The following is a 24,554-nucleotide window of genomic DNA, read 5'->3' on the forward strand; positions in this document are numbered from 1 at the left end:
GGTTTTTTAAAGATAGAAAAAAAGCGGCCAAACCTACTCTCTCGGCGGCATGAGATTGATCTGGGTTGGAGCAATTGTAGAGGAAAACTGGGAGGGACGCGACCAAAAATAGGTTAAGTTAACGAAGTATCACTTGCCTTTGCCCTTGCTTTCGCCATGTCTGCCTTGCCGAAACCGACCAGAGCAGAAATCGAGGCTGCCATCAACCAAACGGTTCCTGACATCATTGCGCCCAATTTGCAGGTGTTGTTTTGCGGCATCAACCCCAGTTTGTATAGCGCCGCCGTGGGCCACCACTTTGCTCGTCCGGGCAATCGCTTCTGGAAAACCCTTCATGCCGCTGGGTTTACTGAACGGCTGTTTAGTCCGGCTGAAGATCAGAAGTTGCTCCACTTGGGCTATGGTGTCACCAATATTGTGGATCGGGCCACGGCCAGAGCTGACGAACTAGCACCATCCGAACTCATCACCGGTCACCACATGCTGGCAGCAAAAGTGGACCGTTACCAGCCGCGAGTATTAGCCGTTCTGGGAGTTTCGGCCTATCGCACCGCCTTCAATCGCCCCAAGGCCGCCGTAGGTCAGCAGCCAGAATCATTTCAGGGTGCCCTGCTGTGGGTGTTGCCCAATCCCAGCGGCCTAAACGCCCACTACCAGCTCGCGGACCTAACTCAGGTGTACCAGACCCTCCGGCTAGCGCTGCTGTAGTATTCTTCACACATCAAAGCGATAGCGCACCGCGCCCGTTTGGGGATCATTACAAACCTCGGCATAGCCATACCGTTGCGCCTCTTGCAGCAAACTCTGCACGGCCTCTGGTTCCAACCCGGTGTAGAGAGCCACTTGCGCCGCCGAGAGGGTGCCGCCCTGCTCCTGAGCAATCCGCAGTAGCCTATGCAGGGGACTCACCGCAGGCAGTTCGACTAGAGGTTGGGGCTGGGGCTGAGATAATTGGCCCAAATTCAGCGTCACCGCAGGCTGAACGTTTGATAGATCTAAATTTCTGGCGTACAGCCCTCGCAAGTAAATGTTGCGCTTCTCTACCATGCCTGGAATCAGCAGCAAATCGATCAACTGCCCAAAGCCGAACAAACCAAAAGTAAAAAGATAAAGCAAACCGCTGGCAATTTTGCCGCTATAAAACCGCTGCCCGCCGCAGATGCCCAGTATGCAAAGAAACCAAAGAATATAGGCCGTGTTGGTTTGAACCTGCGGAATCTGACTGGCCGTAGTGGACTGTGCCACTGGCTGCTGGGGGTGATTTTGAGGCTTGTAATGCTGGTGAAATAAAGACTGACTTTCCATGGCAACTCCTTCCCTGGCCGCTTCTCTCAGTATAGTTGTCGCATCATTGTTAAAGCCGATTGGCCACTTCAGCGTCGAGGCTTCTGATTCGTAAATACTCTGCTCCAAAAGCGTCTGAGCACCGTTAACACAATAAAAACGTGAATCGAGGACCGAATCAAAACTCGATTGCTGAGCTGCTTGATATTGCAGAATCCCCAGCCGGTTAGAACTCCAAGGCTGCTGCCAACCGAGCCAAAAATCGTAATACTGCCGTCTACAATCTTCTCAATGCCCTGGTTGTTGTGCCAGTTAATGTTAAAGCCCGGTGTCACTAAAAGCGCTAGAAACAATAAAAAAATGCTGAACAATGCCCCCAGCGAGGACCCCGTTACACCACCCACACAGCCCCAGATTGTGCCTTTGAGCAAACGCATCAACCCATTCCTGGAACGCTTTGGAGTTGCCGATACGTTAATCCGACCATAGGGCATTCGCAAAACTCGTATGACCCCAAAACAGACAAACAGCAGGCTATACAGAGCCGGAGCCAAGATGCCACCCACGAGTGCCGTCTGAGCCGGATCCTTGGTCACAGTGCCAGCAATCAAATTGGTAAACCCAGAGAGCAGATAAATAGTAATCGCCACGTACCATTTGGCATGGAGCCAATGCCCAAAGCTGAATAAGAAGCAGCCCACGATCAAGGCGGGGCCGAGATAGGTGATCAGGGGGGCAGGGAGGTGTTGTAGGTGGTCGAGCAGAGACATGGGGGAGGTGGGGAAGGTGGGGAAGGTGGGGAAGGTGGGGGAGATGCGGCTCGTGAGCCTCGCCGAACGAGGGAGATGCGGCTCGTGAGCCTCGCCGAACGAGGGAGATGGGGGAGGGGGATATTTTTATAGTGCAATATGTTTGGGGCAGGGAGGTTAGGGGTTGGGGTCAGAATTGGGTTAGGGGCAGTGCCGGCAGAAGGATTAGGGGCGTGAAGCGAGGAATTCTTGCAGGCGTTGCCAGACGCGATCGGTGAGGTTGGGGTCGTCGGCATTGAACCACTCAATGGTGGGATCGGCGCGGAACCAGGTGCGCTGCTGCTTGGCAAATTGGCGGGTGTGGAGCACAATCTCAGCCTCAGCGGCTTTGAGCGACAGCTCTCCGGTCAAGTGCCGCTTCATCTCTTGATAGCCCAAGGTGTTTAGTAACGGCAAGTCTGGGCCGTACTTTTGGCAAAGGGCTTCCACCTCAGCAACAAATCCCGCTTCGATCATCTCAGCAGTGCGGCGCCAGATTCGTTGTTCCAAGGCATCCATTTCGGCATCTAAGCCAATCTGCAAAATCGGGTAGGTGGGCGGGCGTTCTCCCTGTTGCTGAGAAATTGGTTTGCCGCTGACATAAAACACTTCGAGTGCTCGTTGGGTCCGCACCTGATCGTTGGGATGAATTTTGGCGGCAGCTACCGGGTCCACCTGTTGCAGCAATCCATAGCAAACTGCCTGCCCCATCGCAGTAAACTGTTTACGCAAATCCGGCTGAGGCGCAATCCTCGGAATCTGCATACCCCGGACAATCGATTTGATGTAGAGTCCCGTGCCGCCGACGAGGAGGGGAGTGGGCGGAGGGGATGGGGAAGATGGGGAAGATGGAGAAGATGGGGAAGAATTGATCACCCCCACCTCCCCTATCTCCCCTATCACCCCCACCTCCCCTATCACCCCTATCACCCCTATCTCCCCTATCACCCCCATCTCCCCCATCTCCCCCATCACCCGCTGTGCCTCTGCCTGATAATCCGCTAGTGTCAGCGTCTCAGTGGGGTCGCAAATATCAATCAAATAGTGGGGAACTTGCTGCTGCTGTTGGCGGGTGGGCTTGGCGGTGCCGATATCAAATTCGCGGTAAACCTGACGAGAATCGGCACTGATGATGACGCTGGGGAAACGGCGGGCCAGTTCAAGCGCCAATCCAGATTTGCCGGTAGCTGTCGCGCCGCAGATAACGATCAACGCTGACTCCATTTGTTTAGAGTAAAATGAGAGGAGAAGAATTTTGGTACAAATGTATTAGTCCTAAATGGCAATAAAATTAACTTTGTTTAAAATTGACCGATTTCCAGGCTTTACTATATGAAGGATTGCTAACAAATTATTCTGATCGATCTCCTTCGGAAAATTCGCCTCAGACTGGCTTAAAATCGTCCTTAACCCTTTTGTGCTAGAATTTTGGTGTATTTTAATATTCTGAGGTCTTGGACGGCTTCACACCACTCACGGGAGCGCTTCATACATGACAACAAATTATGGTGCTGAACAAATTCAGGTCCTTGAAGGTTTGGAGCCTGTGCGGAAACGACCAGGCATGTACATTGGCAGCACCGGCCCGCGTGGACTCCATCACTTAGTTTATGAGGTTGTTGACAACTCCGTCGATGAAGCTCTGGCGGGCTATTGCAAGCATATTGGCATCACGCTGAACCCAGATGGTTCCGTCAGCGTTACCGACGACGGGCGGGGAATTCCGACTGGGATTCATCCCAGCACCGGCAGATCGGCCCTGGAGACGGTGATGACGGTGTTGCACGCGGGCGGCAAGTTTGGCGGCGGTGGCTACAAGGTTTCCGGTGGACTGCACGGGGTGGGGATTTCGGTCGTGAATGCCCTCTCGGAATGGGTAGAAGTCACCGTTTGGCGCGAACAAAAGGTACACAAGCAGCGCTACGAACGCGGCGTACCCCAGACCGATCTGATTATTGAACCTGCTAAGGGCAATCGCACGGGCACCTCGGTCTCCTTCAAGCCCGATATCGAAATTTTTACCACCGGCATCGAGTTTGATTACGCCACTCTGGCTGGACGGCTGCGCGAGCTGGCCTACTTGAATGCGGGTGTAGAAATCACCTTTACCGACAATCGCCTGGAACTGCTGAAGAGCGATGAACCCAAAGTCGAAACCTACCACTACGCGGGTGGAATTCGGGAATATGTTGGGTATATGAATAAGGACAAGCAGCCGCTGCACGAGGAGATTATCTTTGTGCAAGGTGAGCGCAATAATGTCCAGGTTGAGGTGGCGCTGCAATGGTGTGTCGATGCCTATACCGATAACTTGCTCGGCTTTGCCAACAACATTCGCACCATCGATGGCGGTACGCACTTAGAAGGGCTAAAGGCGGTGTTGACTCGGACGATGAATGCCATCGCCCGCAAGCGCAACAAGCTCAAGGAGAACGACGCGAATCTGGCTGGCGAGAATGTCCGCGAAGGCTTGACGGGTGTAATTTCGGTCAAGGTACCCGATCCTGAGTTTGAAGGCCAAACCAAAACCAAGCTGGGTAACACCGAGGTGCGTGGCATCGTCGATACGCTCGTGGGTGAGGCACTGACCGAATATCTGGAATTCCGTCCCGGTGTGGCGGATGCGATTTTAGAGAAAGCAATCCAAGCCTTTAATGCTGCCGAAGCGGCTCGGCGGGCGCGGGAATTGGTGCGCCGCAAGTCGGTGTTGGAGTCTTCGACGCTGCCCGGTAAGCTGGCCGACTGTAGCTCGCGCGATCCCAGCGAATCGGAGATCTTCATTGTAGAAGGGGACTCAGCCGGTGGTTCTGCTAAGCAAGGCCGCGATCGCCGCTTCCAGGCAATTCTGCCGCTGCGGGGTAAGATTCTCAACATTGAAAAGACCGACGACGCCAAGATCTACAAGAATACTGAGATCCAAGCCCTGATTACGGCCTTGGGTTTGGGTATCAAAGGCGAAGAGTTCAATCCGTCCCAGCTCCGCTACCACCGGATTATCATCATGACCGATGCCGACGTAGACGGTGCCCATATTCGTACCTTACTGCTGACGTTCTTTTACCGCTATCAGCGCGAAATTGTTGATCAGGGCTTTGTCTATATCGCCTGCCCGCCGCTCTATAAGATTGAACGGGGTCGCACGGCTCAATACTGCTACAGCGATCGGGAGCGGGAGCAGATCATTGCCACCTTCCCTGAAAACGCCAAGTACGAAATTCAGCGCTTTAAGGGTCTGGGTGAAATGATGCCGCAGCAGTTGTGGGATACGACGATGAATCCAGAAACCCGTTCGCTCAAACGAGTCGAGATCGAAGATGCGGCTGAAGCGGACCGAATCTTTACGGTGCTGATGGGTGATCGAGTTGCGCCTAGACGCGAATTCATCGAAACCTATGGACCAAAGCTCAACCTGACGGATTTGGATATTTAGGAAGAACGGTTGGCACATATTCTCGCCTTCCCGAGTAGGTTTCTAACGGCTCGGCGGTAAAGGCGTATTACTCAGCCCCGATGCCATTCAGTCACCCCACCGGGTTTGTCTACTAGCACAATTCCTTGCGCTTTCAGTTCTTCGCGGATGCGGTCGGCAGTGGCAAAGTCTTTGGCTGTTTTGGCATTGCGGCGTTGGGCAATCAGGTTGGCAATCACATCATCGCTGAGGCCATCGTTGGATTCGGCTTCTGGTTCCGCTTCCAGTCCTAGTACTTGCGCCAGCACTACCAAGGTTTGCCATTGCTGCCGTAAAGCTTGAGCATCGGTTGTGGTTTTGCCTTCGTGGGTGATGATGTTACCTTCGCGGCGTAGGTCTTTGGCTAACTCAAACAGAACGGCTAGTGCTCCCGGTGAGTTAATGTCCTCATCCATTGCCTCCTGAAACCGTTGAACGGCTCCTGACCGTTGGTCAGAGCAATCGCTATCAGCCGGGATGCGCATCGACTCGGCTTTGCCAAACGCACTATCGGTTGTATCCGTCCAACCCAGCAACTCGCCAAACCGATAACCAAACAGCAAGCCTTCCTTCAGCGTCTCCCAGCTATTTTGGGCCGAGGCAATCGACTCAGCGGTGAAGTCAATTGGTTTACGGTAATGGGCTTGCAGCACAAACAGGCGGAGAGCCATCGGGTCAGGGCCATTGGGCGCATCCAAAAGCTGCCGAATTGTGGTGAAGTTCCCCAGCGATTTCGACATTTTTTCGCCGCCCACATTCACCATGCCGTTGTGCAGCCAGTAGTTGGCCAGCGACTTGTGTGTCACCGCTTCCGACTGGGCAATTTCGTTCTCGTGATGGGGAAACACCAGATCGCCCCCGCCGGTATGGATATCAATGGTTTCGCCTAGATTGGCTCGAATCATGGCCGAGCACTCGATATGCCAGCCCGGTCTGCCTGCGCCCCAAGGCGAATCCCACGAGGGTTCACCCGGTTTGGCGGCTTTCCAGAGGGCAAAGTCAAACGGATACTGCTTGCGGTTGCCTTCCGGATCTTCCGGATCGACCCGTCCACTGGCTCCGGCCTGCATTTGGTCGAGCTGCCGCCCGGAGAGTTTACCGTAGGAGGGAAAGCGCTGCACCCGGTAGTAGACATCGCCGCCGGCTGGATAGGCATAGTCCGCCTCGATCAGGGTGTTGATCAGCTTCAGGATGGCGTCGATATGCTCGGTGGCGCGGGGATATTCGACTGCATCCAGTACATTCAAACGACGCAGATCCTCAAAATAGGCGTCAATAAAGCGGTTGGACACCTCCTCCATCGTGCTATTTTCCTGCTTAGCGCGGTTGAGAATTTTGTCGTCAATATCGGTAAAGTTTTGCACATAGTGCACGTCGTAGCCTCGCCACATCAAGTAGCGCCGCACCGTATCCCAAACAATATAGGAGCGGGCATGGCCCAGATGGCAATAGTCATACACCGTGACGCCGCAGCAGTACATTTTGACTTGATCTGGCTGAAGCGGAGTAAACGGTTCGCGACGGCGCGTTAAGGTGTTATAGAACTCTAGGGCCATAATCTTCGGGTAATGTCAGGGCAATTCAGCTAAAAACTGCAGAAATCGGCATCGGAGGAACTGCTTTGAGCCAGGGCCAAAGCCTCCTATCTACATCGGTGCTGCCAGTTGATTCTGTAGTAAATTAGCATGATGTTCTGCCAATACCCTCAAGGGCAGTACAAGATTTGATGATTAGCAGTCTGGGTCTTCGGGTGTCAGCCTAGCTTTCTAGCTTTGTGAAGTCCTGCCCGCGAGGTAGCGGCAGACGAGTTGAGAAAGCTGCCCTGTAGACTAGACGAGATTAGCCAAGATGACTGCGTCCACTTCTAGTGTACTCAAGCCAGTAGTCCGCAATTGATTCGCGGGACCAAAAGCAGCTCTATTTCCAGCTTACTTGATCCAACCCAAGTTAGGTAGAATGATTCTCATTCTCGTAAACCGAAAGCAGGCGAATAGGTGATAATAGAGAACTACAGAAAAGAAATCGTATCTTCGGAAACGTTTGTCCGGATCATTTAGCCATTTCCTTTGATTGTTTCCCCCTTATTCAATCGTTCTTTGAGGCGGCCATGACATCAGCACCCTCTTCCACTACAGTTACTACTCCAGCGTCTAAGATGGACGATGCCAAGCACGGGCTTCCGGTGACAATTATTACTGGATTTTTGGGCAGCGGTAAAACTACTCTGCTCAACCATATTCTCACCAACCAGGAAGGTCTAAGGACGGCAGTTTTGGTGAATGAATTCGGCGAGATCGGCATCGATAACGAACTGTTAGTCTCGCTGGATGGAGCCGATGACAATATGGTTGAGCTAAGCAACGGCTGCATCTGCTGTACAATCAACAACGATCTAGTCGAGGCGGTCTATCGAGTTCTAGAGCGGCAAGATCAGATCGATTATCTGGTCGTAGAAACGACCGGACTGGCCGATCCACTGCCAATTGCCCTCACCTTTTTGGGCACCGAACTGCGCGACATGACCCGCCTCGACTCGATTGTCACCCTAGTGGATGCCGAAAACTACAGTCTAGATTTATTCAACAGCCAAGCGGCGTACAATCAAATCCTTTACGGCGACATTATTTTACTCAACAAAACCGATCTGGTAGATGCAGCCCGCATCGATTCGTTGGAAGCCAAAATCCGCGAAGTTAAAGAAGGAGCGAGAATTCTCCGCACCAGCCAGTCGAAGGTATCGCTGCCGCTGATTCTGAGCGTCGGTTTGTTCCAATCAGATCAGTACTTTGCTCCAGATAGTGAAGCACATGGTCACGACCATGATCACGACCATCATGATCACCATGACCATGATCACGACCATCATGATCACTCCAACTGCGATCACGATCACGGGCATTGTGTTCACGATCATGACCATGAGCATCACCACCACCATTCCAATCATCTGGAAATGGATGGCTTTACCTCTGTATCATTCCAGAGCGATCGCCCCTTCGCGATTCGCAAATTCCAGCAATTTCTAGATCATTCGCTACCAGAATCGGTGTTCCGCGCCAAGGGTATCCTCTGGTTTCAAGAAAGCCCGAAACGGCACATTTTCCACCTCAGCGGCAAACGCTTCTCGCTCGATGACGAAGAGTGGAAAGGTCAGCCCAAAGTGCAATTGGTGCTGATCGGGCAAAACCTAAACCATGAAGAGCTGAAACAGCAGTTGCAGGATTGTTTGGCGGAAGGGTAGCGGGGTGGATGAGCCGTTCGGCGACGCTCACGAGCCGTGGATGAATGGATGAGTAGCGAAGTAGTCAAGCTCTTTACCAATCAATATTTCTCCACTTCCCTATCACCCCTCACCCCCTACCCCTTACCCCTCCTCACCCCTTCCCATTCGCCGCTTCTCCCACAATCGCCCGAATATTCTCCACCGTGGCGGCAATATTGCGCGGATCCATGAACATGACTTTGCTGCTGTCGCTGGTGCCGATCTTGGTGCCCATCTCGATGTAGTGCTGTGCCATTAGAAATTGCAGCGCTTCGCGGGCATTGGGGTCGGTTTGCAGCGTTTTAGCGATCACTTGTAGGGCTTCGGCGGTGGCTTGGGCTTTCAGCACTTGCTCTTGCCGCACCGCTTGAGCACGCAACACAATCGCCTTTTGTTCGGCTTCGGCTTGTAGAATCACGGCTTTTTGTTCAGCTTCGGCTTGCAGGACCTGAGCGTCGGCTCGACCTCTGGCGCTGTTGACGGCGGCATCTCGTTCACCTTCGGAGGTGAGGATGGCGGCTCGCTTACGGCGTTCGGCTGACATTTGCAGCTCCATCGATTCCTGCACGGCCTTGGAAGGGACAATGTCGCGCAGCTCCACGCGAGTGACTTTCACGCCCCAGGGGTCGGTTGAAATATCCAGTTCCCGCAGCAGCACTTCGTTAATTTCCGAACGCGCCGTAAAGGTTTCATCCAGCTCCAGCTTGCCCATCTCGGCCCGGATCTGGGTCAACACCAGATTAATCATGGCAGCCTGGAGGTTTTGCACCTTGTAATAGGCTTTTTCCATGTCCACAATCCGCCAGTAGACAACGGCATCGACCGTAATCGCCACGTTGTCGCGGGTGATGCACTGCTGGGGCGGAATATCTAGCACCTTTTCCCGCACGGTTTCCCGGTAGGCTACCCGCTCGATAAACGGAATCGTGAAATTCAATCCCGGAGAGAGCTTGCGGTCGTAGCTGCCCAGTCGTTCGATCAGCGCCTCGTCGCCCTGGTTGATGATGCGTACCGAACCTGCTATCCCTGCGCCGCCTAAAATCAATGCGACTAAAACCGAAAATAGTTCTCCCATATCAAACCTCTCTGTAACTCAAAACAATGCCTGATCCCAACACCAACCCAAATTCTGCTTTTCAATAGAACCAGCGGTTCAAACCGCGACTACCCAAACCAGGCTGGGACTGCGCGCCCTTCTGAGAAAAACGAAACACTGTGTCAGCACAGACTGCGCCACTACAACTCAAAACTCAAAACTCAAAACTCAAAACTCAAAACTTAGAACTCAACACTTTTCACAGCTGCACCAGCGATTCGGGAATCACAATCAGGGTGGTGCCGCGCCGACCCACCACATAGACGCGCTGATCCGGGGCAATAGTCATGCGGTCATCTTCACAGCGAGCCTGCCAGGAGTTGCCTTCGTAAAGCACCCGTCCGGTTTCGCCAGGGGCAATTTCTGTCAAGGTTTTGGCTTCTTTGGCATCTTCAATAATGGTGCGAGAACGTTTGGGCAAAAGGCGGCGCAGCAGCACGGTCAGGAAAATTGACAACAGCAGCCACAGCACGACCTGTACCGTCAGAGAAGGCACAAACCAGGCGATCACCCCCACAATCAGGGCACTGACTCCCATCGTCAGCTCCACAAATGCAGTAGGCAGGACCAACTCCATCAAGCAAAGAATTAAACCGGCGGTCAGCCAGAGAATTGGAGCACTCGGCATAGAACTTAACAGTTAATAAAGCGTCAGAATGCGGCAATCCGCCCTCAACATTCCCAGTTTCTAAATTTCAGCATCAGCGTGAGTCGCATTTGGAGAAACGCGATATAACAGGGGATTGCAAGCGCGGGAAACAGCATCCATGTCCCCAATCTAGCTCACAGTCCAGGCTGTCATCCCAGGATTGCAATGTTTTAGTAATGTTTTGGCTAGGCCCATGAGTCGTTTTGCTGTTAAACTCCAATGCCCAAATCCAGACTGCCTTTATGCCGAGAATCAGGTGGGGCAAGTCACCTGCGATCGCTGCCAGAGTCCGTTGACCTATCGCTATCTTTGGGCCGTGGGTAGAAAAGCGGCTCAGCTGGCGGTGGGTACGCTGGTGGACTGTCGCTATGCCGTGGTTAGTCCGCAAGTTTGGCTCGACACCCAGCCCGGACTGTTACCGGAAGCGCCCGTCCAAATCCTGGACTCAGCGTTGCCCTATCTGCGGCTGCATTCCCAGCGGCTGCATCTGCCCGGCCTGTTTAGTATTCATCCAGTTGGCGAGTCGCCCATTTTTTTGCTGGAAAATGCCCCCATCGATGCGACTGGGAATCTGCTACCGCTGCTAGAAAGCGCTTGGCCGGCTGCGCCAGCGGTGCGTCAGCTCAATTGGGTTTGGCAGATGTTCCAGCTCTGGCAGGCGTTGAAGCCTCAAGGAGTGAGTAGCAGTTTGCTGGTGGCCGAAAATCTACATGTCGAAGGATGGCGCTTGCGCTTGCGGGAGATTGTGGTCGATGCGAGTGACCCAGTTGATTCAATTCAAAGCGAGGCATTAGCGCATACCAATCCAGCAAAAGCCAGGAATCCGCTCGTGGCAATGGTGATGGGAACCCATGCCGACCATGCGCCTCAAGCGGCTGTGCTGGAGCCACCAGAATCGGTGGCAACCTTGCCGCTCACCTCGTCTTTCTTGGCGGCTCGCACGGCTCCTCCCTGCTTGGCAGACCTAGCCAATCTTTGGCAACTCTGGGCTGCCGATGCCCATCCCGCAATTCAAGACTCCCTGCATCAGCTCTGTGGGCTAATGCGGGAAACGCCAGAAACCGAGACCAGCATGCGAGAGATTGCGGCCCGTCTGAATCACCTATTGCTAAGCGAAGCGGCCCGTCTTCCCTTACAGATCGATCTGGCTGGAGCCACCACCACCGGCACGCAGCGTTCCCACAACGAAGATGCCTGCTATCCGCTAGTTGACGGTACCAAGTCTCTGGTGCCTGATATTCCTGGCGTTGGGATCATCTGCGACGGTATTGGCGGCCATGAAGGAGGCGAGGTTGCCAGTCAAATCGCGCTGCGGTCGCTTCAGCTCCAGCTCCACACTTGGCGGTCGGAACTCTTGGCCCAACCCGAACCCTTACCGCCCACCGTGATTGCCGAACAGCTTGCTGGCATTGTCCGAGTCGTGAATAACCTGATCGCAGCGCAAAATGATCTTCAAGGCCGGGAACAGCGCCAGCGCATGGGCACCACTTTAGTTATGGCCGTGCAGCCGCCCCAGACCATTAGTACCGCTCCGAAAGGCAACACCCACGAACTCTATCTGGTGCATGTGGGCGATAGCCGTGCCTACTGGCTCACTGCCGATCGCTGCCAATTGCTCACTGTTGATGATGATGTAGCCTCACGGGAAGTGCGGGCTGGACGCTGCCTTTACTCGCAGGTTTACGCTCAGCCCAATGCCGCAGCCCTAACTCAGGCCCTAGGCACCCGCGAAGCTGATCAGATCAGCATCACCGTACAGCGGTTCGTTCTCGACGAAGACGGGATTCTGCTGCTCTGCTCAGACGGCTTGAGCGACAACAATTTGGTCGAACAGTTTTGGGCCTCGGCCACTCGACCAGTATTACAAGACCAACTCACGCTCAAAACCGCCCTACAGGAATGGATCGCCCTGGCCAATCGCCAGAACGGTCATGACAATGCTTCTATAGTCCTGATGCACTGCCGTCTCAGCGATGCACCCCATTTGTTTGATCCCAATGGCAAAGCCAGCCTCACCAAGCGCTCCGATGCTGCAACTGCCGATGCAGATTTAACCGAATCCGCCAAAGCCCTACTCTATGACGACGAAACGGGAACGACTCAACCTCCCAAAGCTGCCGTACTGCCCAAGCAAAACCCAGCACCCCAGAAATCCTTTGACGGGTGGCTAGTCGGGTTAGGCACAGCAGCCCTCATGTTTTTACTCGGTGCGCTTGGTTATGCCATCTGGCGCGAACTAGCCCCCACCAGATTCCAGCCCAATCCAACCGAACCAGCAGAAGTGCAGGAAGAATAAATCTCATCCCTCTGCCTCATCAAATAACCCACAGCAACATTTGACTCGATTCAACCACACTCCTCCCGCATCTCCCCTCGTTCGGCGAGGCTCACGAGCCGCATCTCCCCCTCCCGCCCGAAATCCCCCCAATCACCAACAGGGGATCAGGATATGCAAAGATAATTAATGCTGTCTTTATCTGTATAGGGCTAGGGCAACGGCTTGCCTATTCAGCGTGGTTTGCCGCTTGCCGCGTTTGCTATTTGAAAAATTGCCATGGAAAGCATCTTGAGTAGAACACTAGATACTGTTATGAAAGTTGGTGATCGCGTCCGCGTTAAAGAATCTGTTGTGGTTTATCACAATCCCAATCATCGCAATCAGCCCTTTGACCTACAAGGCATGACTGGTGAGATCGTGGAAATCATCCGGGAGTGGAACGGCAAGCCAATCAGCGCCAATTTTCCGGTGGTTGTGAAATTTGATAACACTCGCTTTCGTGCCCATCTGCGAGAGGTCGAATTGGAAGTGGTGGAATGATTTAAGCAAGGTGACTCAATCCAACCATCCTCTTTGGATCCAGCCAAACAAGTTAATATCGCCTCGCATGGCTTCTAGTTCGCGTTGGTGTTGCTCGGCCACTTGCTGATACCACTGGCAATAGCCCTCAAAGGCTTCGCGGAAGCGCACTTCTTCATAGAATTCAAAGCTGATCTGGTGAGCGACCAAAATTTCCTCTGCTTCGACTTGGGGCAGGGGAATGATGTGTTGGGGGAACGGATCGGACATAGCAATAGGCAGTGTGGGGAGGCTGCCGCTGAAGGACATACCAGGACTATAGCAAGGACATACCCAAATTATGGCATTACAGCCAGCCTCGCAGTCGGTAGATAAAGATACCAATGTATTCCTTTAAGGCGCGGGTGAGTTGCGCCAGATTCTCGGCCTCTGGGATTATGGAAAGAATCCGCCATTGGGTGGTGGCCTGAGCCGCCTGCTGTTCGGCCTGGGAAGTCAGAAAATCGGTAGGAGCAGCAATAGCATTGATGCCCTGCTTGCTAAAAATCTGCATCGCTCGCGGCATGTGGGTGGCCGAAGTCACCAGCAGCACCTGCTTGATGCCCCGCTCAGTGAGAATTTTTTTAACATTGACGGCGTTTTCGTAGGTATTGAGCGAGATGGGGTCTTGCAGAATCGCTGAGACCGGAACCCCCATTGCTTCGACCAGTTGGGCCATATCTGCCGATTCTGGTGGCCCGCTGCCCTGCCACTCGATGCGTCCGCCGCTCAAAATCACCAGAGGGGCCTTGCCCTGCCGATAGAGTCGAGCCGCATAAATGGGCCGATCTCCCGCTTCCGTCACTTCGACCCAGGGGCGAGGCGGCAATTGGGGGCGAATCCCACCACCCAGCACCACAATTGCTTCGGCCTTTGGCAAATCACCTTCTGGAACATACTGGTTCTCTAACGAACGCACGACTCCCGTCGCTATCCAACCATTGCCGCCCAGCAGCAGCAATACCAGCGCCAGCCCGACGCACACAGCCGTGAATCGCGGTCGCTTCCAAACGGTGAATAGGGCCACCACCAGCAAGATACAGGCCAACCCTAGTGGGTAGACAAACAGAGGCAGCAGTTTAGAGAAAAACAGAAACATAACTGGACTAAAGTGAACTAGCCAGCATCTTAGCAGGGAATTGCTAGGCAGCTAGGAAGGATGAAGCCATTCCAAAGAGTACCCACGCGGGGAATTCATTCCTCTGGGCAGGTGCTGTAGATATTGAATAGTGAGCGTTACGGTGATTTCGCTTGACTCGCGCTTCTATTCATTCAATCTGCAACAAAAATCATGCCAGCAAACAATAGCAGTACAAACCCTCAGTGCCCTGCTGGAATCAGACGACTGCCTTGCCCTAAAGGTGGAACTCACCAGCCTCAGTATATTAAGGAAAGAAAGAAGTGTATTTGCCAGAAATGCCAGAGATCCTATGATCCGGCATAGCCAATCTGATCCGGCATAGCCAATCTGATCCGGCATAGCCAATCGCTCCAAGCCAGCACTTCTTTGCCAAGGATATTGCTTCATGACACAGCTTTACTTATTTTATTTGCTGCTAATTTTGGCAGTAGCTTTATTTCTGGTAGCGCGCCTACAGCCCCAACAGTTTTTCACGCGGGCAAGGCGGCCGTGTCGTCAGTTACCTAACTCCAGATGCCCAGGCAGGCAAAACGAACCTCAACCTAAACCCCACGTACTGACTAGGCAGGGAAACCGATGCAAGTGCCTTTACTGCCCCACTCGCTTTGATCCAGCTCAACAATAGTGTCCCTAAGGCACTAGTTTCCAAGGAGAATCAAATTATGGCAGGAATCATCGCAGAAACAACATTGCCATCCCCCTCTGTGGTTCAATCCACAGACAAAATCACCCGGATTACAGGTGGTACTCAGGTTGGTGGCAATTTGTTTCATAGCCTGCGAGAATTTTCGGTGTCTTTTAACGGCACGATTCTAGAGGTTGCTCCATCGGTAATCAATGTCTTTTTGCGTGTTACGGGGTTAGAGGTCTCCACGATTGAGGGACAGATTGCGCTTCGCCAACCGGATGGCAGTATTAGCCCAGCAAATTTCTTCTTGATTAATGCAAATGAAGTGATTTTTGCTTCTAGGGCATCGTTTTTACTAAATGGCTCGTTGATTACCACCACGGCTGCCAGTATCTATTTTGAAGATGGATTTCAGTTTGGTCCAAGTACCCCAGACGTTGCTGAATTGACCGACAGTAGCCCTGTTGCGTTGCAGTTTGAGAATAACCCCAGAAAAATTATCAATCTAGCGTTTCAGCAGGTGCAAGATGACGGAAAGCCAGTTTTAGATGCATTAGGTGACCCCATTTATGGCCTCAACGGTGCAGCAGGTCAAACGCTGGCTTTAGTTGGCGGAGATATTGTTATAGCTGCGGAAACACCCGAAGCCCCCGGCGGCCGACTGACCGCAGTTGCTGGACGGATTGAAGTGGGAAGTGTGGTTAGTGCTGATTGGGTTAGCTTAACGCCGACCAAAACCGGCTGGGTCTTAGGCTACGAGAAAGTGCAGCAGTTTGGCACTATCCAGCTTGCCGATGGAGCGGTGATTAATTCTAGCGGAGGGGGTGCTGTGCAGGTGCAAGGGCGAGAGGTTGCTCTCACTGATCTAGCGCAGATTTACTCGACTGCTGGTGAAGGGCAACTCGGAGAAACCTTGCAGGTGATTGCATCTGCCTCGATTACAGTAAGCGGTGGCTTCAGCAGCATCAGAACTGAAACTGAAGGTCCAAACCCAGCAGGCCATGTGGAAATTTCGGCTGGGCGAGTAGCCATTTTAGACGGCGGACGAATCGGGTCTGTGACGCTTGCTCAAGGCTCTGGTGGCGATGTGCGAGTCAAAGCGAATTCGGTCACGGTGAGTGGAACTGCCATCATTGAAGGACAGCGATTTTCTAGCTTGCTTTATGTCCTCAGCCTTGGCACAGGTGCTCCTGGAAAATTGATCATTGAAACCACCACTCCGCCGGATGTATCCGAAGGAGGAGAAATTATAACTGGAGAGAACTTTCAAAATTTCTGATTAAGCCCATGAGCAAACAATGAACTGGCCTGCTCGACTACTGATCTGCTATCGACCGCTGCTTGGTTTGGGCAGCGTCCTGTTTGGGTTGGCAGGAGGGTTCGCTGTTTCAGCTCCAGCTCGAATTGTTCCAGATCAAAGTTTGCCTCGCCCATCGGTAACGACTCCTAGAGAACGGACAACGGTGATTACTGGCGGAACACAGCGAGGTAGAAACCTGTTTCACAGCTTCCGAGAATTTTCTGTTCCTAACGGTGGTGCCGCTTCCTTTCAGCAGGTCGATCCAGCCGTGACCAACATTTTTTCTCGCGTCACGGGTTCGGCTCGCTCGCGCATCAACGGTTTGATTGAAGTGCGAGAAATCGGCGGCAGCATCAGTCGGGCCAACTTTTTCTTGATCAACCCTAACGGCATTGTGTTTGGCCCTAACGCCACACTCAATATGGGCGGCTCCTTTATGGCCACCACTGCCGACCGCATCAACTTTGCTGACGGCACTCAGTTTAGTGCCATTGCACCTCAAACCACGCCCTTGCTGACGGTGAGTGTTCCAGTTGGTTTACAGTTTGGCAATCGTCTGGGCAGCATCGCTAGCTATTCCTATGCACAGGCAATCGATGAAACTGGCAACCCCCGCCTCACTGCCTCTGGTGAAACAGTTTTTGGTCTCAATGTTCCGGCAGGGCAAACGCTAGCATTAGTTGGCGGAGATCTCGTCATAGCTGCAGAATCTCCTGACGCTCCGGCAGGCATATTATCGACTGAAGGAGGCCGAATTGAGTTAGGCAGCGTTGCCAGTGCTGGAGAAGTTCGTCTATCACCTAATGACTTAGGCTGGGCTTTGGGATATAACGATATCCGCAGCTTTGGCAGCATTCGCTTGGGTAAGGACGCAGTGGTTGATGCCAGCGGGCTTCGGGGTGGTGCGATTCGGGTGCAAGGCGGACAAGTGAGTTTGAGTGGGGAGTCCTCTCAAATTTATTCTGTGACTTATGGGGCACAGCAAGGAAGACCCATCCGAATTACAGCATCCGATTCACTCACCATGAGCGGTGGCCTCAGCAGCATCAGAACTGAAACCGAAGGGCGGGGAACTGCCGGAGATATAGAGATTTCGACTCGGCACTTGGTCATTCGCAACGGAGGACGGATCGGATCAATCACTCTGGCGGAAGGACGGGGCGGAAATGTTCGAGTCAATGCTTCCGAATCAGTGCTATTGGCGGGTGTTTCCGACATCTACCTCAGCTTGCTCTATGTGCTTTCACGCGGAGAAGGACCATCTGGCAATCTGATGATCAATACCAATCGGCTGCAAGTGTTAGAAGGCGGCAACATCACTTCCACAACCATCAACACGGGCGATGCGGGCGATATGACAATTCGGGCCGAAGATGTTGACCTGGCCGGAATTGCGTTAGACAAAGCCGGAAATCCAATTCAGTTGCAGTTTGACGAGGGACGTGTACCCTATTCCAGCGGCATCTTTGTCGGCACGGCTCCCGGTTCTCAAGGCCGAGGCGGCAGCCTAGCAATGCGAACGCAGCGACTGCGATTACGAGACGGTACTCTACTGCAAGCGAACACCTACGGCAGCCGCAGAGCCGGAGATCTCGATATTCGCGCCACCGAATCCGTAGAGGTGACAGGTCGTTCTGAAAATGGCCGCTTTCGTACCAGTATTGCGGCTAGCTCTGGTGGCTTACCTAACGTGGGGTCGGGTGTGGTGGCTTCAGCACTAGGACTAGGTGGCGATGTGGAGATCCGAACAGGAGACTTAACGGTGCGCGATGGAGCCGTGGTAGCCGTAAATAGTCGCAATCCTGCCGCCGCCGGAGCTGGAAGACTGAGTATTCGGGCCAATCGCATCATGTTGGACAATCAAGCCGACCTGAATGCTCAAACCGAGTCAGGCCGGAATGCCAGAATCGATCTGCGGGGAGTGGATTTGCTGGTATTGCGGCGCGGCAGTCGGATTTCGACCGAAGCTGGGTCCAGCACAGGCGGAGGCAACGCTGGCCGAATCGATATTGATGCCAACTTTATTCTGAATGCCCCTGCCGAGAATAGCGACATTGTGGCCGATGCCGATCGAGAAGATGCAGGCCGGATTGAGATCGAGGCACAAGGCATTCTAGGCATTGCCCAACGCGACCAGCGCACACCCCAAAGCGACATTACGGCCAACTCTAGAGCGGGTGTAGACGGCGAAATCAGCATCAGTACGCCAACGGTCGATCCGACGCGGGGCTTGGTTGAGTTGCCAAGCACAGTTGTGGATGCGTCTCGATTAATTGCCCGTGGCTGCCGTGCTGAAGATCATCCGGTGGCTGAGCAGAGCGGCGAGTTTGTGATTACCGGACGGGGTGGCGTGCCGCCTAGCCCCACGGACCTGCGCAGCAGTGAGGCGATTATTACAGGTTGGGTCTCCTTCGATTCGGAAGCAGCATCAGTTCGATCTGGCACTCCGCACGTAGAGGCGGACTCCGCTCCTTCTGCCCCAATTGCCGAAGCTCAAACCTGGATTCTCGGAACCGATGGTCGAGTAAAGCTGGTTGCTCCAACGGCGGCGGCTTCTCCTTCTCCTCCCATGTCTGTCGCTTGTGGAAGGGGGAACTAAGTGCGCCGGTTCCTACGTCCCCTACCTGCGTCTTCTACAATAAATCTGCATTGTTTAACGTGGTGATAGGAGTAAGAACAGACGCATGAAAGGCGGATTGAAAGGCGCAATCGAAAAAGTAGAAAAATTTTCTCCCGACCAGGGCACGATTGGCAAAGTCGTGAACTATCTAGAAAGCCTGGTGCCCAAGTACTCGCTGGTAGGCGATTCGGTGTTTTTTGGCAACGATCAGTTTCCCTGGTCCTATGAACTGGAAGCCAACTGGCAGGTGATTCGCCAAGAGCTGGATCAGGTTTTGCCCTACGCTGATGCTTTGCCCAACTTTCAGGACATTTCGCCCCGTCAGGGCAACATTGCCGATGACGACCGCTGGAAGACTTTCTTCTTCTGCGCCTTTGGCTACAAATCTGAGAAAAACTGCCAACGCTGCCCCGAAACTGCCAAGCTGTTGGGAAAAATCCCCGGCCTCAAGGTGGCTTTCTTTTCGATTCTGGCTCCCGGCAAACACATTCCCGAACATCGCGGCAAACACAAAGGGATTATTCGCTATCACTTGGGCTTAAAAGTGCCGCAGCCGAGAGAAAATTGCCGCATTCGCGTAGCTGACCAAATCGCCTACTGGGAGGAAGGCAAAAGCCTGATTTTTGACGATACTTTTCCTCATGAAGTTTGGAATGACACCGACGACTATCGAGTGGTGCTGTTTCTCGACATCGAACGCCCGCTGCGGTTTCCGCTATCCACCGTCAATCGGACGATCAATACGCTGGTTGGTCTATCGCCGATTGTCCAACTAGCAAAAGGCAACCACGAAAGCTGGGAACAACAGTTTGAGGCCATGCTGAAATAGCAGGCCGCAATTTCTACTGGTTTTGTGCAATCCATGCAAACGCAATCTGATCTCAACCCAACTGTGACTCATTTAGAGGCAGCAGCTCTCGCGATTGAACGAATTTCCTTTGCTCACCTGACTGCTGCCAACTTTGCCCAACGCTACCAGAAGCGAGGTATCCCGGTGATCATCACTGACCTGCTCCAACCGGAGTGGGACTGGAATCTGGACTATCTGTGCCAGCAGTTGGGTGAGCAGAAATTTTTGTTGCGCTACTACGGCAAAGAGCGTTATCAGCAAGACAAGCGCGAATGGACCAGTATCGGCAGCGGCGTGCAGACCCAGAGTCAGTCCTTCACTGACTATGCCGAGCTACTGCGGAACCGCACCGCCCACGAACAGGATATTTATCTGGCTAAATGTTCGCTGCAAGAGACGCCCCTTGCAGATACCGAGGCGATGCAAACCCTCAGCACCGGACTGGCGAGATTAGGATTGCAGCAGCCCGCCAGCAGCTTCAACCTCTGGGTGGGTCCAGCAGGACATATGGAATGCTTGCACTATGACGCGATGGACGGCACCCTGGTTCAGCTTCATGGCTCCAAGCGGGTGGTGCTGTTTCCGCCCGGGCAAACCTTTAATCTCTATCCCTATCCCTTCTATGCCCATCTCTGGCATGGCTTGAGGCTGCGTTCCTGGTTCAGCCGCGTTTACCCGGATCGCCCCGACTTTGAGGCATTTCCCAAACTGCGCCAAGCCCTTCAGCACAAGTACGAGGTGATTCTGCAACCTGGAGAAGTGCTGTATATTCCGGCAGGCTGGTGGCATGAGGTAACTTCGTTGAGTGATGAGCTGGGCGATGAAATGGTTTGCTCGGTGAATCGGTTTTGGCGGGTGTATCCAACGCCGCGCGCGGTCTGGCTTTGGGGCCGCTGGCGAGCCTATTTGGGCAGCATTTGTGCCATACCTCATGTAGTAGGCAGCTTGGCATTGGCGCTAGTCAGCCGTGACCGCAAGCAAAAAGTGAAGGAAATTTTGCAGATGCTATAGGCGTTTTGGGTTAGGTAGGGTGATTGAGGCGTCAGGCGTCAGAATCATTGGTTGTTTGACTATGGATGGCTGCTGACCGATAACCAGTGACTATGACCAGTGACCAGTGACAGTGACATTAGAACAGCCACAACTTGCATTTGATATTAGGATTGCGATGTAAACTGAACAGCAGTTTAGCCCAGCTAATTCAAGCTACCCGCCCAACCTCCAGTGAAATGCCATGCCGATGACCCAATCCAACCAACGCGCGAAACTGTGGGTGTTGCTGGCGGCAGGTTCGCTAGCGGTGATGCCAGGAGCAGTAATTCTGCCCGTTTTGGGGGATATCAAAGCCCAGTTTCAGCTCGATGAATTTCTGGCCGGACGGCTGGCGAGTGCTCACTACTCGATGGTGGCGCTGTTTAGTCCGATTCTGGGAATTTTGGCGAGTCGGGTCGGCTGGGTGCGGGTGTTGGTGGGTTCGCTGCTGCTGTTTGCCTTGTTTGGGATGGCCGGCACCTGGGTGAATAGTTTTTCGCCGATGTTGCTGACCCGACTGCTGCTGGGAGCTGCTACCGGAGGCATTGCCGCCGCCAGTTTGGGGATTCTATCCCAGATTTACCAGCAAGAAGAAGAACGCTCTCAGGCGATTGCTCTTGCCTCTAGCACCATTTCCCTCGCCAATATTGCCTACCCGCTGCTCGCCGGTCTGCTGGGTGCTGCCAACTGGCAAATTGCCTTTTATCTGTACGGGCTTAGTCTACCGATTGCGCTGGCCGCTCTGCTCAACCTCTCCGACCGACCCCAAAGTACGGAGGCAACGGCTTCCTTGCTCAACTCGGTCGAGCTAGCCAAGATTCTGTCGATGCTGAAAAATCCGAGGGTGCTGCGGTTCATGCTGACCCTGCTGCTCACCTCCGCAACCGCCTACGCCACCGTCACAAATTTGTCGATTTACTTAAAAACCGACCCCATCAATGCCGATACACCTGTGATTGGGTTGATCTTGGCATCCCAGGCGATTGGTTCAGCCGCGATCTCAGCCTTTGGCTTAAAGTACTTGACCCGCCGCTTCGGAGTGGTGCCAACTATCGGGATCGGATTTGGCTTGCTGACCCTAGCGCTGATTGCCATGCCCAATTCAGTTCAGCCTGCTCTGCTGCTGTTAGCGGCCATTCTGTTTGGGGTTGGTCTAGGGATTGTGGTCCCCAGCCACTACAGTGCCCTAGCAACAATTACACCGCCCAACTTACAGCCAATCGTGCTAGCCGTTGGCACCGGCGTTACCTTTTTGGGACAGTTCCTCTCTCCCGATATATTCGGCACCATTTTCAACTCCGAACAACCCATCACTACCTTCTACGCCGGAGCTATGCTTTCTTTCAGCATGGGCCTACTGCTCGTACTTGCGTCTCGCAACCTGCAACGGATCAGAGAAAGCTAGAGAAAGCATAAAGTCTACTCTCCTGCACCTACTGCGATACCTCAGGTCTTTCGGCCCCTAAATCCAATTCTGGAGGACTTTGAAGCACAGAAATGCTTTATCTCCCCCATCTCCCCTCGTTCGGCGAGGCTCACGAGCCGCATCTTCCCTATCTCTACTCCCCATCCCCAGGCAACCGCACCTCCTGCAACACCACTAGATCCTTGAGAAAGTTACGGTCTTCCGTCAGGTGGGGAATTTTGAGCTGCGAATCCGAGGTGCCGCGCTGGAGTTGGCGTTGCCGCACGATAGCGAAACTACCGGGAGTCAACAGACGCAACCGGGGCGGCGGTACTGGATCCTTACGCACAATTCGATATTGGTCATTGAACTCGCCCAGCCAGTAGTCAAATCGCTGCAAAAAGGCGAGCGGGTCGCTGAGGGTTCGTCCGGCAGCCAGCTCGATGTTGACCAGATAATGGGCCGGAAACTCCTGCTCCGACAGCGTGATGCAGAAATCATCCAGCGAGATGCCAAATTCTTGCTGCAACGTCTGCATCGTCTGAGTGAGGTGATATTCGGTAGTTTTCTCGGTGGTGGAAGAGAGCAACCCGCCGCGGCGATGCCGGAAGGCAATAATCGGAGTGTTTTCGTAGAAGCCCAACACTTCTACCACATCGCCAATGTCATAACGATAAAAGCCGCTGTAACTGCTGAGCAGGATGCGATAGAACTCTCCAGCTTTGACTTCCGTAGGCAACAGGGTTTTGGGCTGGTCTACCTCCCACTGATCCGGCGGCACAAACTCGTAGAAGCCGCTTTCAATCGCTAAAATGCAGCCTTCGGTGTTGAGGTCGTGGTAGACGCCGAAATTAGCTTCTGCTGTGCCATAGACGCCGCCAAACACCGGGATGTCGCCAAAGTATTCGGGAAAGCGCTTTAGGTAAAAGTCGGACGTGCCGCCCATTGCTGTACCAATCGTTGAAAGCTTTGGCCAAGCGTCTTTGGGAGTGAGTCTGCCTTTTGTCTCTAGGATTTGCCGCAGTTCTGCCGCTCGCTGGGGATGAGGCCGCCAACGGCGTTCGAGTTGGGTCCGCAGTTCTGGTTCAATCGTCAGCCAGTTGGCAAAGGTTCCGGCTGCAATATCTTGAATCAAATCGTCGGCATACTTGTCGAGATAGCCGCAGATCCGCAGCACCAGCATCGGAAAGTTGGCCGTAAGACCACGCACCGCCGGATTAGTAAGGGCAAACAGCAGACAGACATAGTGACGACTGACGCTTTCCGAAATCTCCATTGCCGCAAAGGGTTGGGCAAACCCCTGCTCTAGCAAAGCCCGATTCATCCGAAAGCTGCCAGCCGTCACCGGGCCATATTCAATTCCTGCCTCGGTCCGTCCCTGCAACCGCACTGAATTGGCTGAAACCACGCGGCCAAACTCCAGCTTGCGATCGCGCCCGACCGAGTGTTTTGACAATGCCTCCAGCAAGAACCCTAGAGCTGCCGCATTGGCTTTGCCCAAGGACGCCGTGAAGCGATGGGTCACAGGCACCATTTTTTGCTTGCCGGTGGTGCCGCTGGTCAGGTTGATGTAAAGTACCGGGTCGGCGTTGAGCACGTTTGGCTCGCCGCGGGCTACCCGATCGGTATACGGCTCGTAGCTGGAATAGGGCAGAATTGGCACTCGGTCACGAAACTGATCGATCGTTTTAATCTCACCTAACCCAAATTCTTGTCCCAGTTCGGTTCCCTGCTGAACCTGCAAGAGTTGCCGCAAGAACTGCTCTTGAGTTTGCAGAGGTTGCCGAGTTTTACGCACAAAGTTTGCCTTGGCATAGGTTGCATACGCTTTCACCAATGGCAGCACAAGATTGGCCATAGAAGTTCTACAAAATTTTCAACGTTTCGACAGATTTCGACCGATAACGAATCACAACTGCTCCTTACTCTAGTAGGAATAGTTGCCTAAAGACCAGAAAAACGATAATAATTTCCTAGTCCAATGGTTCAAATCAATCGGTTTGAACCTGCTCCATCCTGGCTCAGCTCAGTGCAGGCCAACTTCCTACAATGGAGGCAAGCTGGCTCATACACTGGTTGATCCAGTCAGCTCATACAATCGGTCGATAGCGGGTAGACAAAGGAGTGATAGTAGAATTACTCAGTGAGATTATTTACAGTACAACCACCTTAGTGCAACGATTCATAAGTGCTACCCATTCATACGCTGGATTCG

19 protein-coding genes are annotated in these 24,554 nt (G+C 53.4%); 10 read left to right on the forward strand and 9 right to left on the reverse strand.

Annotated features, from left to right (window positions below; all coding sequences use genetic code 11):
- Positions 1-156 precede the first annotated feature (156 nt).
- Positions 157-708, forward strand: a complete 552-nt coding sequence (gene mug, locus HJG54_RS13205) for a G/U mismatch-specific DNA glycosylase (RefSeq protein ID WP_316435449.1) — start codon at positions 157-159, stop codon at positions 706-708.
- 6 nt (positions 709-714) lie between these two features.
- Here the strand turns inward: mug and HJG54_RS13210 are convergent, their stop codons facing one another.
- The 3 genes from HJG54_RS13210 to miaA all read right to left on the reverse strand — a co-directional run bounded on the left by HJG54_RS13210 (position 715) and on the right by miaA (position 3,296).
- Positions 715-1,305: a TM2 domain-containing protein gene (locus HJG54_RS13210; protein WP_316435451.1), complete on the reverse strand. Its 591-nt coding sequence runs from the start codon at positions 1,303-1,305 to the stop codon at positions 715-717.
- 68 nt (positions 1,306-1,373) lie between these two features.
- Positions 1,374-2,054 (reverse strand): hypothetical protein, encoded by a 681-nt coding sequence (locus HJG54_RS13215; protein WP_316435453.1) that lies wholly within the window; start codon positions 2,052-2,054, stop codon positions 1,374-1,376.
- A gap of 204 nt (positions 2,055-2,258) precedes the next feature.
- A complete protein-coding gene (gene miaA, locus HJG54_RS13220; protein WP_316435454.1) occupies positions 2,259-3,296 on the reverse strand; it encodes a tRNA (adenosine(37)-N6)-dimethylallyltransferase MiaA in 1,038 nt (345 codons plus the stop codon).
- A 268-nt stretch (positions 3,297-3,564) separates the two neighbouring features.
- Here miaA and gyrB point away from each other — a divergent pair, with 268 nt between their 5' ends.
- Entirely contained in the window at positions 3,565-5,502 is a 1,938-nt protein-coding gene (gene gyrB / locus HJG54_RS13225; protein ID WP_316435455.1) for a DNA topoisomerase (ATP-hydrolyzing) subunit B, read from the forward strand.
- A gap of 71 nt (positions 5,503-5,573) precedes the next feature.
- Here gyrB and cysS read toward each other — a convergent pair whose 3' ends face one another.
- Positions 5,574-7,076 carry a cysteine--tRNA ligase gene (gene cysS / locus HJG54_RS13230; RefSeq protein WP_316435457.1) on the reverse strand — a complete coding sequence of 501 codons (1,503 nt, stop codon included), beginning with the start codon at positions 7,074-7,076 and terminating at the stop codon, positions 5,574-5,576.
- 551 nt (positions 7,077-7,627) lie between these two features.
- Between cysS and HJG54_RS13235 the strand changes: the two genes are divergently transcribed.
- Positions 7,628-8,761, forward strand: coding sequence for a CobW family GTP-binding protein (locus HJG54_RS13235; protein ID WP_420717375.1), 1,134 nt, complete (start codon positions 7,628-7,630; stop codon positions 8,759-8,761).
- A 133-nt stretch (positions 8,762-8,894) separates the two neighbouring features.
- On the opposite strand, the gene HJG54_RS13240 is transcribed toward HJG54_RS13235, so the two are convergent.
- Both HJG54_RS13240 and HJG54_RS13245 read right to left on the reverse strand, forming a co-directional pair.
- Positions 8,895-9,857 (reverse strand): SPFH domain-containing protein, encoded by a 963-nt coding sequence (locus tag HJG54_RS13240; RefSeq protein WP_036005979.1) that lies wholly within the window; start codon positions 9,855-9,857, stop codon positions 8,895-8,897.
- A 220-nt stretch (positions 9,858-10,077) separates the two neighbouring features.
- The gene (locus HJG54_RS13245) at positions 10,078-10,506 is read right to left on the reverse strand and encodes an NfeD family protein (protein ID WP_316435459.1); all 429 of its coding nucleotides are present in this window, start codon (positions 10,504-10,506) and stop codon (positions 10,078-10,080) included.
- 214 nt (positions 10,507-10,720) lie between these two features.
- On the opposite strand from HJG54_RS13245, the gene HJG54_RS13250 reads away from it, so the two are divergent.
- Entirely contained in the window at positions 10,721-12,823 is a 2,103-nt protein-coding gene (locus HJG54_RS13250) for a PP2C family protein-serine/threonine phosphatase (RefSeq protein ID WP_316435460.1), read from the forward strand.
- Between the two features lie 294 nt (positions 12,824-13,117).
- Positions 13,118-13,345 (forward strand): ferredoxin-thioredoxin reductase variable chain, encoded by a 228-nt coding sequence (locus tag HJG54_RS13255; RefSeq protein WP_316435462.1) that lies wholly within the window; start codon positions 13,118-13,120, stop codon positions 13,343-13,345.
- A 15-nt stretch (positions 13,346-13,360) separates the two neighbouring features.
- Here HJG54_RS13255 and HJG54_RS13260 read toward each other — a convergent pair whose 3' ends face one another.
- Positions 13,361-13,594 (reverse strand): hypothetical protein, encoded by a 234-nt coding sequence (locus HJG54_RS13260; RefSeq protein ID WP_316435463.1) that lies wholly within the window; start codon positions 13,592-13,594, stop codon positions 13,361-13,363.
- A 76-nt stretch (positions 13,595-13,670) separates the two neighbouring features.
- The gene (locus HJG54_RS13265; protein WP_316435464.1) at positions 13,671-14,462 is read right to left on the reverse strand and encodes a YdcF family protein; all 792 of its coding nucleotides are present in this window, start codon (positions 14,460-14,462) and stop codon (positions 13,671-13,673) included.
- 704 nt (positions 14,463-15,166) lie between these two features.
- On the opposite strand from HJG54_RS13265, the gene HJG54_RS13270 reads away from it, so the two are divergent.
- From HJG54_RS13270 to HJG54_RS13290, 5 genes are all read left to right on the forward strand, one after another.
- On the forward strand, positions 15,167-16,411 hold the full coding sequence (locus HJG54_RS13270; RefSeq protein WP_316435465.1) for a hypothetical protein: 1,245 nt from the start codon (positions 15,167-15,169) through the stop codon (positions 16,409-16,411).
- A 19-nt stretch (positions 16,412-16,430) separates the two neighbouring features.
- Positions 16,431-19,031, forward strand: coding sequence for a filamentous hemagglutinin N-terminal domain-containing protein (locus HJG54_RS13275; RefSeq protein ID WP_316435466.1), 2,601 nt, complete (start codon positions 16,431-16,433; stop codon positions 19,029-19,031).
- Between the two features lie 85 nt (positions 19,032-19,116).
- On the forward strand, positions 19,117-19,881 hold the full coding sequence (locus tag HJG54_RS13280; protein WP_316435467.1) for an aspartyl/asparaginyl beta-hydroxylase domain-containing protein: 765 nt from the start codon (positions 19,117-19,119) through the stop codon (positions 19,879-19,881).
- 33 nt (positions 19,882-19,914) lie between these two features.
- Positions 19,915-20,913: a cupin-like domain-containing protein gene (locus HJG54_RS13285; protein WP_316435468.1), complete on the forward strand. Its 999-nt coding sequence runs from the start codon at positions 19,915-19,917 to the stop codon at positions 20,911-20,913.
- Positions 20,914-21,136: 223 nt separating this feature from the next.
- Positions 21,137-22,339, forward strand: a complete 1,203-nt coding sequence (locus tag HJG54_RS13290; protein ID WP_316435470.1) for an MFS transporter — start codon at positions 21,137-21,139, stop codon at positions 22,337-22,339.
- A gap of 154 nt (positions 22,340-22,493) precedes the next feature.
- Here the strand turns inward: HJG54_RS13290 and HJG54_RS13295 are convergent, their stop codons facing one another.
- Positions 22,494-24,197, reverse strand: a complete 1,704-nt coding sequence (locus tag HJG54_RS13295) for a GH3 auxin-responsive promoter family protein (protein WP_316435471.1) — start codon at positions 24,195-24,197, stop codon at positions 22,494-22,496.
- Positions 24,198-24,554: the final 357 nt, after the last annotated feature.

Origin of the sequence: Leptolyngbya sp. NK1-12 (genome assembly GCF_032598965.1) — a bacterium.
Lineage (GTDB): Bacteria > Cyanobacteriota > Cyanobacteriia > Elainellales > Elainellaceae > Elainella.